Origin of the sequence: Paenibacillus xylanexedens (genome assembly GCF_007680605.1) — a bacterium.
Lineage (GTDB): Bacteria > Bacillota > Bacilli > Paenibacillales > Paenibacillaceae > Paenibacillus > Paenibacillus xylanexedens_B.
In genome coordinates this window covers 2469872-2481877 of sequence record NZ_VEIO01000001.1, presented here as the reverse complement: position 1 = coordinate 2481877, position 12006 = coordinate 2469872, and the positions used below count along the sequence as shown (strand labels likewise).

Genomic DNA, 12006 nt, shown 5'->3' with positions numbered 1-12006 from the left:
GTATCGAATTTGGAGAGCAATTTCTAGTTTACGAGAGAAAAGGCAAGTGTTGCTGTTAAGATTGTCCTGTTTTGAACATACTACGCCCTAGAACTGTGAGAAAATATCTAGCATGCCTGCGAGATCATCTTGAGAAGAAGGGGACATTTATGATGACGGATCATATTCATGAGGACGTATTAATGAATCATAATCACGAAGGTAAAACGGATCGGCGCACAAAGCGGCAACGTCCCCGAGAACGTGACGAAGACGTGACAAAACGGCGCTCCGTGCCAAGGCAGGGAGATGCGCACTATTTCACAAATCCGTTTTCTTTTGCGCTGGAGCTGGGGTTCTTTGCCGGGTTAGTTTGGGGCGGCATCCACTGGCTATTTCATTTTCTGCATTTTACCGTTGTACCCGTGGGTTTTCTGGCGGAGCCTTTTTTCAAGCATAAATATATTTATACGCCGGCAGGTCACTTGACAGGTTGGTTGTGTTTTATCGTGTTTTCCATCTTTGCGTCACTGTTATATACCTTTACCATTCGAAAATTAAAAGGGCCGTTTCCCGGCATGGTGTATGGGGTCGTCTGGTGGGTGATCCTCTTTATCCTGCTTGGGCCTAAACTCGGAATGATGAAACCGTTAAATCAATTGACATGGGATTCAATTTTCACGGAAATTTGTTTATTCCTTCTTTGGGGGCTGTTCATAGGTTACACCGTAGCGATGGAGTACACCGACGAAAGGAAACGGGAGCCAGAGCATGCAGGAGCCTAGACGCAAAAAAGCTTCTCAATCGGGTAATGGCTGTGTTAAAATAGCAGATGGTTATTTGCAGAGAGGGTGGAGCAGCGATGAAACGAATTATTGTAATCAATGGCCCGAACCTGAACATGCTTGGTGTTCGTGAACCAGGTATCTATGGAACGCTTAGTCTGAAGGATATTGAAGACAAAATTCGCAGACAGGCTGAAGAGTTGGGCGTCTCCATCGCTTTTTATCAATCCAACCATGAAGGAGACATTATTGACCGCATTCATGCCGCAATGGGTGAGGCAGACGGGATCATGCTGAATGCCGGGGCTTTTACTCATTACAGTTATGCGATACGTGATGCAATCAATGCCGTGAAAGTTCCTACCGTGGAGGTTCATCTATCCAACATTCATGCACGCGAAGCGTTCAGACATCATTCAGTGCTAGCAGCAGAAACAATCGGGCAAATTGCCGGATTTGGCGAAGTAAGCTATGAACTGGGATTGCTGGCTCTCGTGCGTCATCTGGACAAACAAACCTGAGCCGGGAACCCGGGAATGTGAGAGAAAGAAGGGTTACCTATGGAAAACAAACGAGTACACAAGTTACGTGAGGCCATGGCCGGGCGTGAACTCAGAGCAATGCTGATTACAAATCCGATTAACCGCCGTTATATGACGGGATTTACTGGTTCGGCAGGATATGTGCTTATTACTGAACAGGAAGCTTATTTGCTTACTGATTTCCGTTATATGGCACAGGCATCCACGCAAGCCCAAGGTTTCAACGTGGTGGAGCACGGTGTAAAACCGATGGATTCTGTACGTGATTTGCTGATTGCAGCGAATATCAACGAAGTTGGCTTCGAACAGGATTCGGTCACATTTGGTACGCATGCTTCCTATGCGGAATCGTTGCAATCGGTTAAGCTTACAGCAGTATCCGGCATTGTTGAGCAGCTACGGATGTTCAAGGATGCAGACGAAATTGCGGTGATGCAGCGTGCCGCAGATTTGGCAGATGCCACATTCAGCCACGTTTTGCAATTTGCGAAACCGGGAATGACTGAACGTGAAGTGGATCTTGAAATGGAATTCTTCATGCGCAAGCATGGGGCAACAAGCTCCTCCTTTGACACCATTGTCGCTTCGGGTGAACGTTCTGCCATGCCTCACGGCGTTGCAAGTAGCAAAGTAATTGGACAGGACGAACTGATCACGTTTGACTTTGGTGCGTTGCTGGACGGATACTGTTCAGATCTGACACGTACGATTGCAACAGGTAATCCTGTACCTGAGCTGCGTAAGATTTACGACATTGTACTGGAAGCACAACTACATACGCTGGAGAACCTGAAACCAGGTATGACCGGACGCGAAGCGGATGCACTTGCTCGGGATATCATTGCAAGCTATGGATATGGAGAACAGTTTGGGCACAGCACAGGCCATGGTCTGGGTATGGAGGTTCATGAAGCTCCGCGTCTGTCCAAGCTTAGCGATGATGTGTTGAAACCGGGTATGGTGGTTACGGTTGAGCCGGGGATTTATATTGATGGACTTGGCGGCGTACGAATTGAAGATGACGTTGTGATTACCGAGTCAGGTATTCATATTCTTACGAAATCGGACAAAAAGTTCACCGTTATTGGCTAACATACGAACATACTTTTTAATTATATTCAGGAGGGATTTTTTGTGATTTCAGTTAACGATTTTAAAACAGGTTTGACCGTAGAAGTAGATGGAGACATCTTTACTGTAATTGACTTTCAACACGTAAAACCAGGTAAAGGTGCTGCATTCGTACGTTCCAAATTGAAAAACCTGCGTAACGGTAATACCGTTGAACGTACATTCCGTGCAGGTGAAACGATTGCGCGTGCAATTATCGAAAACCGCGGTGTATCTTACCTTTATGCAAGTGGGTCTGAGCACACATTTATGGATAACGAAACATACGATCAATTCACGCTGACTAGCGATCAACTGGAGTGGGAATTGAACTTCCTGAAAGAAAACATGAACGTGAAAATCGTGAGTTACCAAGGTGAAATCCTGGGTATCGACCTGCCTACAAGCGTTGAGCTGAAAGTTATTGAAACAGAGCCAGGCGTTAAAGGTAACACAGCACAAGGCGCTACGAAAAACGCGAAAGTGGAAACAGGTCTGAATGTACAAGTTCCTTTGTTCATCAATGAAGGCGACGTGCTTCTGATTGATACACGCGAAGGTAAATACTCTTCCCGTGCGTAACTTTCACTTGCTGTAAGCTTCAAGCAAGAATGAAAACCCTTTGCCATGAATATGGCAGAGGGTTTTTTTGAAAAAAGATTAGCCTATCAGGCGCTTTCGTAATATACTGGGTTAAAGTCATTTCTCGTAGAGAATAATGACGAAAGATATCAATTGATGCATATTGCACAAGGTAGGGAGTGGATTTGCGTTGTCATTGTACGTCATGAAATTTGGGGGCAGTTCGGTCGGAGATACAGAACGCATGAAGCGTGTAGCCGGACGTGTTGTAGAAAAAGCAGATGAAGGACATCAATGTGTCGTCGTGGTTTCGGCCATGGGAGATACTACAGATGATTTGATTGATCAGGCGAAGTTGCTAAACAGTGATTTGCCTGCTCGTGAAATGGATATGTTGTTGACAACAGGGGAACAAATTTCGATCTCCTTATTATCCATGGCCATTCAGGCACTTGGACGCAAGGCCGTATCTTTTACAGGATGGCAAGCCGGTTTCCGAACAGAACCGGTTCACGGTAAAGCCCGGATTCAGGATATCCGTCCTGAGCGTGTCAAATCTGCGCTCGCTGAAGGCAATATCGTTATCGTAGCCGGTTTCCAAGGCATGACGGAAGACGGAGAGATCACTACACTGGGCCGCGGTGGTTCGGATACGACAGCGGTTGCACTGGCAGCAGCTATTCAGGCAGATGCTTGCGAGATCTATACGGATGTGGACGGAATCTATTCTACAGATCCAAGGATCGTCAAGGTGGCACGCAAACTGAAGGAAATATCTTACGACGAAATGCTGGAGCTTGCGAATCTGGGAGCGGCGGTATTGCATCCACGTGCGGTGGAGTACGCGAAGCATTCCGGTGTACCCCTGATTGTAAGATCAAGCTTTAACCATAATGAAGGAACGGTTGTGAAGGAGGAAGCGGCAATGGAACAAGGAGTAGTAGTAAGTGGAATCGCGTATGACAAAAACGTAGCTCGCATCAGTATTTTGGGTGTACCCGATGTCCCTGGTGTCCTTGCCGAAGTATTTGGCGAACTGGCTAGTGAGCAACTGGACGTGGATATTATCGTACAGAGCGGAGTTCAGGACGGCAAAGCGGACTTCTCCTTCTCGGTTGCCTTGTCTGATCGTGAGAAGGCACTTCGTGTCATTGAAGGTTTGCACAGTCGTCTGCCTTATCGTGAAGTGAATTCCGAAGAAAACCTGGTTAAAATCTCGATTGTTGGTGCGGGTATGGTGAGTCATCCAGGTGTAGCTGCTAAGATGTTCAAAGTGATCTCTGGTGAAGGTGTAAGCATCAAGATGGTAAGCACTTCAGAGATTAAGGTGTCCTGCGTTATTGATGGAGAGAAACTGCATGATGTAATTAAAGCATTGCACACAGCGTATGATCTCGATACAGCAGAGCAAGCTGTCATTGGCGGACCTCAAGTTCGCAGATAATTGATGTAAATGATAAAAAAATAAACGCATAAATAAAAGAGGTGTACGTTGCCAGTGGGCAAACGTTCACCTCTTTTATTCGTAACTACAGTCGTCTGCACACGTTCCTCCCTCGTAATTTCTGGTAAGGTTTTAGTTCATTGCCCTCCATCATCTCAGGTACACAATCCAGGAGATTTAATTGTGAACAATAGGTCACATCATGCATCATCCCCAGTTTATCCAGTCTGCGTGCACTGGCTGATGTGCGAACCAGATCTGTGATGCGATCATGAGATTGAGACACGGCCTGATGCACGATTATACCGAGATCATTCAGTTGCAGCGGCGAACGGGTCTGACGATACAATTCTTCAATAATATATCCGGCACATAGGCCGTCCTCCAAAGCAAACTCATCCTGCTCTCCGGCACATAACAACAAAATATCCCGTTGTAATTCCAGTAGAGTGGAAGCAACCGCTCTAACATTTAACAATGCTCCGGCAAGTATATGTCTGGCTCTGGATGCCTTGATCAGAGCTCGTGTACCATCTGTTGTGGTGAGGATAATGACTTTTTCTGCGATGTCACCACTCATATATTCATAGGGGGAATTACCCGCATCGAATCCGGTTATTTTTTTGTCAAAGCGTTCCCCTCCCCGAATACTGTTTCCTACCAACATCTGTTTGGCTTGCGGAACAGTCTCCATGGCAATAACTCCTGTAGCATGATGGGCAAGCGCGGTCACGATTGTGCTTGTTGTTCGCAAAACATCAATAACAACCACACTTCGCCCTTCAATATCTATCGTTCGTACTTCATTTACGTTACCTACAACGTCAACACGCACACCCCACAACTCCTTTTTGTGCCTCGGGATCGAGCATTGGTTTCTCAGTGGAACAGTCCATCTGTTTGCAAGCACTATATGCACGAATGTCTAGACAGGTGCCTAGAACAAGATGTCTATGAGTTTTGGCTCTCATTCATCGACCTTGAAGAATTGATAGATTTCAGCGTCATAAAATGAATGTACAGGCATAAACTTGAGATATGAACAAGCATCAGAGATGAAATTAATCAAGTTGGAGGAGCCTACTCATGAAAGTGAAATGGAGGGATCTTTTTCCGGAACCCATCCGTACCATTCTGGGCAGAATGCCGCCCACCTTATTGGAACAAGTTGAGGAAATCCGTATTCGAGAAGGCAGGCCGCTGGAAATTAATGCAGGCAACAACTATCACTTTCTCACCCCGGAAGGTATACCAACGGGAAAACCAGAGGAAGCATATGTTCCTCTGAAAGAAGTAACGCACAGACTGCTTGATCTCATAAGCAATCATTCGCTCTATACGTTGGAAGAAGAATTACGAAAAGGATTCATCACCATCCCGGGAGGGCATCGAATCGGACTTGCTGGCCGGACGGTGCTCAGTGGAGGGCGTGTAGAATATTTGCGGGATATCAACGGATTTAACGTCCGTGTTGCCCGGGAAGTGCAAGGTGTGGCTGACCCGATTCTTCCATACCTGCTAGATATGAGGAACGGACAGGTGATGCATACCCTGATACTATCTCCACCGCAGCAAGGCAAAACAACGTTACTGCGAGACTTGGCAAGGCAGATCAGTAACGGAACGAAACTGACAGCTGGTGGTGAACTGAGGCAGGGGATACGCCCGCGACTAAAAGTGGGCATTGTAGATGAACGTTCCGAGATAGCGGGAAGCTATAAAGGTGTTCCTAGCTTCGATGTAGGGCCGCGCACGGACGTTATGGATGGATGCCCTAAGGCGGAAGGCATGATGATGATGCTTCGCTCCATGTCACCGGACGTTCTGATTGTGGACGAGATTGGGCGGCCGGAGGATGCCGAGGCGGTTATGGAGGCTCTGCACGCAGGAGTTTCTGTCATTGCGACAGCCCACGCACGGGATCTGGCTGAACTATCTGCAAGGCCTGCCTTGAAAACACTGATTGCCGAGCAGATGTTTCAGCGTTATGTGCAGCTGCAGCGGACGAGCAAAGGCATGAGCTTTCGACTGTCCGATGGCAAGATGAGAGGGCTGCAACAGACCGGGTCAGGAGGTGAAGCCTTTGCTTAATATGCTTGGCGCCCTACTGATCCTGCTAGCAAGTACTCTCGCTGGTTTTTACAAGGCGAGGCAATATGCATTGCGGCCAAGGCAGCTACGTGAGTTGATTGCGGCCCTGCAGCGGCTGATGACGGAGATTAATTACGGCTTAACGCCGCTGCCTGATGCGATGAACAAAATGGGGGCCCAGACTAAAGAGCCGGTGAGAACTCTTTTTTTACACGCCTCCACACAGATGGAACCCCCACATGGCCTTACAGCCAGGGAGAGTCTGCAAGCCGGTGTGGAGGAGGCATGGGGGAAATCAGCGATGAAATCAGACGAGCGGGAGGTCATGCTACAGTTGAGTTACAGCCTTGGCACCAGTGATCGTCAAGATCAGACCAAACATATTTCGTTAGCCATTCAGCAACTTATGCATGAGGAATCCCGCGCACAGGCCGATCAAGTGAAGTACGAACGAATGAGCCGCAGCCTGGGGATGCTTGTCGGAGCGTTAATCGTCATACTGATCTTCTGAAATAGCCGGGATAGCGAGGTGCCAAGGTCATGAATTTAGAAGTGAACGCAATCTTTCAAATTGCGGGCATTGGAATCATTATAGCGATGATTCATACCGTATTGAAACAAATGGGAAAGGAAGATATGGCTCACTGGGTGACCGTAATCGGATTTGTCGTTGTACTGTTCATGGTTGTTCGAATGCTGGACAGCCTGCTACAAGAGATTAAATCCATATTTCTTTTTCAATGAAATCGGTCATGAAGCCGGATGGTGGTGACCCGTGGAGATTATTCAAGTTGTTGGTCTGGCACTCATTGCAACCGTACTGATTTTAGTCATTAAGGAACAAAAGCCGATGTTTGCCTTTCTGATTGCGGCAGCCACTGGTGTAGTGATCTTTATGCTGTTGATTGGCAAAATTGGCACAGTCATCGAAGTGCTGAAGCGACTTGCTGAAAATTCCGGTATGGAGAGCATCTATCTGAAAACGGTATTGAAGATTATCGGCATTGCTTACATTGCTGAATTCGGTGCACAGATTGTCAGAGATGCCGGGCAAGAGAGCATCGCATCCAAGATTGAACTGGCTGGCAAAGTGCTGATTCTCGTACTCGCGATTCCGATCATTAGCATCATTATCGAAACCGTGATGAAACTGATGCCAGTGTAGAAAGGGCGGGCGGATAACTGATGAAATTGATGCATAACAAGCCGCGCTGGCGCCTCATCATTGTGCTGATGATATGTTTCATGTTCGGTGTAATTGGACAGGTTGTAGCCACGACACCTTCAAACGAGTGGATAGAGCAGCAGGCTGATCAGCTTCCGAAGGATCAGGTGGAGAAATATTGGGATCAACTGATGAAACAGTACGGTGGTTTTTTCCCGGAAGGCAAAACGCCATCTTTCATGGATATGTTAATTCCCGGGAATGAAGGATTCAGTCTGAAATCGGTATTTTCGGCGATTGGCACGTTTATGTTGCATGAAATTTTATATAACGGCAAACTTTTGGTCACGATCGTAATGTTAACGGTGCTGAGCATGATTCTGGAGACGCTACAGACTGCATTTGAGAAAAATAACATTAGTAAAATTGCTTATGCCATCTGTTATCTGGTCATCATTATCATCGCAATCAACAGCTTTAACGTAGCGATTGGTTATGCAAAAGAGGCTATATCCAGCATGATCAACTTTATGATGGCGATGGTTCCACTTCTGTTCACGCTGCTCGCTTCGATGGGTAATGTCGTTACCGTTTCGGTGACGCACCCGCTAATTATTTTCATGATTCATCTCGTAAGTACGCTGATCCATCTGCTGGTATTCCCGCTTCTCTTCTTCTCGGCTGTGTTGCATCTGGTGAGCTCGCTTTCGGATAAATACAAATTGACACAAATGGCTGATCTGTTGCGAAACATCAGTGTAGCCTTGCTGGGCATTCTGCTGACGATGTTTCTGGGGGTTATTTCGGTACAGGGAGCTTCGGGATCGGTTGCCGATGGTGTCAGTTTGAAGGCAGCCAAATACATTGCAGGGAACTTTGTACCCGTTGTAGGGAGGACATTTGCAGATGCGACGGATACCGTGATCACGGCATCGTTGCTTGTCAAAAATGCAATCGGACTGACAGGTGTCATTATTATCTTGTTCCTGTGTGCGTTCCCGGCGATCAAGATTCTGGCGCTGGCCTTGATCTATAACGTGACCGGAGCAATTATGCAACCGCTGGGAGAGACGCCGATTGTAGACTGCCTGCAAGCGATTGGTAAAAGCATGATTTATGTGTTCGCGGCACTGGCCGCGGTTGGACTCATGTTTTTCCTGGCGATTACGATTCTGCTGACCGCAGGGAATCTGACTGTGATGATGCGTTAACTACCTGTCTGCAGGGAAAGGGGCTGGAGAGGATGGGGTGGCTGAGCAACTGGCTACAGGATCTGATCATGATCGTTTTGCTGGCAACGTTTGTAGATATGCTGCTTCCGAATCGTTCTATGGAGCGGTACGTCAAGCTTGTGCTGAGCCTTCTCATCCTGCTGACCCTGTTATCCCCCATCACCAAACTGTTGAAAAGTGATCCGGTAGGCGAACTGAAACGTGCCATGACCGCAATGGATGCCCCTCCTGATGGGCAAGCCACACTGGAGCAGATTCTGGCTCAGGGAAGGCGGATGCAGGCGAACGAACAACAGCAGTCTCTGAAGTGGACGGCAAAGGAGCTTGCCAATGTCATGAAAGGTCAGATTGAAGAAACAACCGGCGCAAAGGTTCAGTCGGTTGAGGTGCAGCTGGCGATGAAGAAATCAAATTCGGATACCCAAGCAACCACTTCGGTTGAACTGCCTGTCATTCAGCATGTGGAGGTGCAACTTGCAAGTGGGAAGGGGGGGTCAAAAACGGATGCGGATGCGGCCGAACCTGTGAGTAGTAGCCCGATGACAGAAAGCAAAGATTCGTTAGAACATGATGAGAATTACCCGAGTACTCAACCTGTTCAGATTGATCCGATTGAAATTAAAAATATACAGATTGAGTCAAAAATCCAGCGATCCGAGCAAGCAACGAGAGAACAGATGGCTTCCAATCAAGCATCCGAACCCCACGTTACGCGGAATGATAGTGAGGATTCAAGCGTTAAGCAAACTAGTGTTTCACGGTCTGAGCACGCAGTACAAATCATCACATTGCTCAAAGAGAAATGGGAAGTTGATGCGAGCCAAGTGCGGGTAACGGAAACAAAAAATGCAGAAGTGCTCTGAAAAGGAGGCGATCCGATGAAACACTGGTTTAAAAAGCTGGAAAGCTGGATGGGTGGCGGTGAAGGCGGTGCGAAGCGCAGTCAAACCTTACGGTGGTTAATCATTTTGGGACTGATCGGTGTGGGCATCATGCTCTTTAATTCCTTTGTCAACGTCAAAAAGATCGATTCTGAAAACATCGGTCGCGAACCACCGGAACAAGCTACTTCCATGTCGGCGATGCAAAATGGATTGTTGGAAGAAAACCCTTTTCAGGCGATTGAAATGGCATTTGAAGACAAGATCAAAGGTGTGCTGGAAAATATCGTTGGTGTAGGCACTGTGGATGTGATGGTTACCGTGGATTCTACGGAAGAACTCGTGGTGCAGCGGAACGTCAAAGATTCACAGCAGCTTACCGAAGAGACGGATGCCAATGGCGGTAAACGACATATGACGCAATATACCCGTGACGGTGAGATCATTACGTATGAATTATCAGGGGATCAGACACCTATTGTCACGAAAAAGCTGAAACCGCAAATCCGCGGAGTGCTGGTGGTGGCAAAAGGTGCAGAGAACAAGGTTGTGAAAGACCTGATTACAGATGCCGTTGAAAAAGGCTTGAACGTAGCGGCATACCGGATCTCGGTTGTTCCGCGCAAGCAGGATTAAGCTTTGAATAATGATTAAGAAAAGATGTGTTGTCAGAATCAACCCTATTTCGAGGAGGATATTCTATATGAATAACAAACGTCAAACAATATGGCTCGTTTCCATGCTGAGTCTGATGGTTATCTTGTCCGCATATTATCTGTTCACTGAAGATTCCGGGCCCGTTAATCCCCCTGTGGCTGACAGTCAGCAAGTCGATGCGATGAAACAAGGCGAGGCAAAGGAGACAGCGGGTATTCTTGATCCAACAGAAGGTCTGGTCATCAACGAGGTCGTGAACAGCGGAGAGGTTACGGGTGATTCCGGTGCGGCAAATCCGGCTGAAAACACAACTGGCGCAGAAGGTAAGGAAGCGGGAAGCGCAGAAAAAACACCTGCTACTGAACCAGGCAGCAAAGAAGGAGAAACGGACCAAAAGTCAGAAAGTAGTGCGGAAAAAGGAGCGGCGACTACCCCGGAAACGGAAGAGAAAACAGAGGGGACTGCTGCTAAAACGGATGAAGAAGTGCTGAAGGAAATGGAACAGCAAAATACGGCTGTGTCGGCAAGCAGTCAGTTCCAGAATTACCAGTGGCAACGCGAGGAGAGTAACAACCGCAAGTACGAGGAATTGATGACCATTGCAGGAGATCTTAGTAAAACACCGGAAGAAAATGCAAAAGCAACAGAGCAACTCCGAGCACTTGAAGATAAAGAAGCCAAAATTACAGGCATTGAAGAAACACTTTCCCAACAATTTGAAAATGCAGTCGTTCAAGAAGAGGCTGACAAGTACAAAGTGGTGGTTCTGAGTGACAAACTTGACGTTAAACAGGCGGTTTCTATTGTTGATCTGGTTATGAAAGAATTGTCTGTATCCCAGAACAAAATCAGTGTGCAATATGTCACAGAACAGTAATCGGAAATGTGATAAGGAAGCCCCGGGAGCTTGTTCGACTCTCGGGCTCTTTCCATTTTTAATGATTATGATATAATACTAAAAGCCATATGACCGTCCTCGTGAGACTGGCATGATGCCGAAGGAGTGAATAATGGAAATGTTTAAATTGAGCGAAATTAAAGAACTGATCAAATTGGTTGATGAAAGTTCTGTTCAGGAATTGGAAATTGAAAATGAAGGATCACGTTTGTCGATTCGCAAACCGGGTAAAACGGAGTTCGTACAGGCTGCTGCCGTACAACCGCAAGTGATTGCTACTCCGCAGGTACAACCTGCAGCTGCAGCAGTTGTGAGTGAGGCTGCTCCACAAGCCGATACAACAAGTCATTTACATAAAATTGTATCTCCGATGGTAGGTACATTTTACAGAGCTTCCTCACCGGAAGCCGGTTCTTTTGTGAGTGTGGGTGATAAAGTTGTTGAGAAAACAACGGTATGCATCATCGAAGCCATGAAACTGATGAACGAGCTTGATGCGGACATCAAGGGAGAAATCGTTGAAGTGCTGGTTGAAAATGGACAGCTTGTCGAATACGGACAGCCTCTGTTCCTGGTAAAACCGGAATAACGGTTTACAGGTTTATAGCAGCCGCATGAGCTTCGAAGGAGGACAAAGACG

At 47.0% G+C, this 12006-nt stretch carries 15 protein-coding genes; 14 read left to right on the top strand and 1 reads right to left on the bottom strand.

Translation table 11 applies throughout. From position 1 onward, the window contains the following. Nucleotides 1-152: 152 nt before the first annotated feature. The 5 genes from FS818_RS11060 (at nucleotide 153) to FS818_RS11040 (ending at nucleotide 4442) form a co-directional block, all read left to right on the top strand. Nucleotides 153-764: a YqhR family membrane protein gene (locus tag FS818_RS11060; RefSeq protein ID WP_260989826.1), complete on the top strand. Its 612-nt coding sequence runs from the start codon at nucleotides 153-155 to the stop codon at nucleotides 762-764. Nucleotides 765-841: 77 nt separating this feature from the next. Beyond that, entirely contained in the window at nucleotides 842-1285 is a 444-nt protein-coding gene (gene aroQ / locus FS818_RS11055) for a type II 3-dehydroquinate dehydratase (protein ID WP_090922544.1), read from the top strand. A 39-nt stretch (nucleotides 1286-1324) separates the two neighbouring features. Then, nucleotides 1325-2398 carry a M24 family metallopeptidase gene (locus tag FS818_RS11050; protein ID WP_145331833.1) on the top strand — a complete coding sequence of 358 codons (1074 nt, stop codon included), beginning with the start codon at nucleotides 1325-1327 and terminating at the stop codon, nucleotides 2396-2398. Nucleotides 2399-2440: 42 nt separating this feature from the next. Continuing rightward, entirely contained in the window at nucleotides 2441-2998 is a 558-nt protein-coding gene (efp, locus tag FS818_RS11045; RefSeq protein ID WP_145331832.1) for an elongation factor P, read from the top strand. A 190-nt stretch (nucleotides 2999-3188) separates the two neighbouring features. Continuing rightward, nucleotides 3189-4442, top strand: a complete 1254-nt coding sequence (locus FS818_RS11040; RefSeq protein ID WP_145331831.1) for an aspartate kinase — start codon at nucleotides 3189-3191, stop codon at nucleotides 4440-4442. Nucleotides 4443-4527: 85 nt separating this feature from the next. Here the strand turns inward: FS818_RS11040 and FS818_RS11035 are convergent, their stop codons facing one another. Then, entirely contained in the window at nucleotides 4528-5277 is a 750-nt protein-coding gene (locus FS818_RS11035; RefSeq protein ID WP_145331830.1) for a 2-phosphosulfolactate phosphatase, read from the bottom strand. Nucleotides 5278-5528: 251 nt separating this feature from the next. Here FS818_RS11035 and spoIIIAA point away from each other — a divergent pair, with 251 nt between their 5' ends. From spoIIIAA to accB, 9 genes are all read left to right on the top strand, one after another. Further along, the gene (gene spoIIIAA, locus FS818_RS11030) at nucleotides 5529-6533 is read left to right on the top strand and encodes a stage III sporulation protein AA (protein ID WP_145331829.1); all 1005 of its coding nucleotides are present in this window, start codon (nucleotides 5529-5531) and stop codon (nucleotides 6531-6533) included. Beyond that, nucleotides 6526-7044, top strand: a complete 519-nt coding sequence (gene spoIIIAB / locus FS818_RS11025) for a stage III sporulation protein SpoIIIAB (protein WP_145331828.1) — start codon at nucleotides 6526-6528, stop codon at nucleotides 7042-7044. The genes spoIIIAA and spoIIIAB overlap by 8 nt, the downstream gene beginning before the upstream one ends. Nucleotides 7045-7073: 29 nt before the next feature. Next, complete coding sequence (spoIIIAC, locus tag FS818_RS11020; protein ID WP_017687585.1) at nucleotides 7074-7277, top strand: stage III sporulation protein AC; 204 nt, start codon at nucleotides 7074-7076, stop codon at nucleotides 7275-7277. 31 nt (nucleotides 7278-7308) lie between these two features. Then, nucleotides 7309-7698, top strand: coding sequence for a stage III sporulation protein AD (gene spoIIIAD / locus FS818_RS11015; protein WP_090922532.1), 390 nt, complete (start codon nucleotides 7309-7311; stop codon nucleotides 7696-7698). A gap of 20 nt (nucleotides 7699-7718) precedes the next feature. Further along, nucleotides 7719-8909 carry a stage III sporulation protein AE gene (spoIIIAE, locus tag FS818_RS11010; protein ID WP_145331827.1) on the top strand — a complete coding sequence of 397 codons (1191 nt, stop codon included), beginning with the start codon at nucleotides 7719-7721 and terminating at the stop codon, nucleotides 8907-8909. A 32-nt stretch (nucleotides 8910-8941) separates the two neighbouring features. After that, nucleotides 8942-9793 carry a stage III sporulation protein AF gene (spoIIIAF, locus tag FS818_RS11005; protein WP_145331826.1) on the top strand — a complete coding sequence of 284 codons (852 nt, stop codon included), beginning with the start codon at nucleotides 8942-8944 and terminating at the stop codon, nucleotides 9791-9793. Between the two features lie 15 nt (nucleotides 9794-9808). After that, a complete protein-coding gene (gene spoIIIAG / locus FS818_RS11000) occupies nucleotides 9809-10447 on the top strand; it encodes a stage III sporulation protein AG (protein WP_123062259.1) in 639 nt (212 codons plus the stop codon). Between the two features lie 67 nt (nucleotides 10448-10514). Continuing rightward, on the top strand, nucleotides 10515-11345 hold the full coding sequence (locus FS818_RS10995; RefSeq protein WP_145331825.1) for a SpoIIIAH-like family protein: 831 nt from the start codon (nucleotides 10515-10517) through the stop codon (nucleotides 11343-11345). A 139-nt stretch (nucleotides 11346-11484) separates the two neighbouring features. Next, nucleotides 11485-11955, top strand: coding sequence for an acetyl-CoA carboxylase biotin carboxyl carrier protein (accB, locus tag FS818_RS10990; protein ID WP_145331824.1), 471 nt, complete (start codon nucleotides 11485-11487; stop codon nucleotides 11953-11955). Nucleotides 11956-12006: the final 51 nt, after the last annotated feature.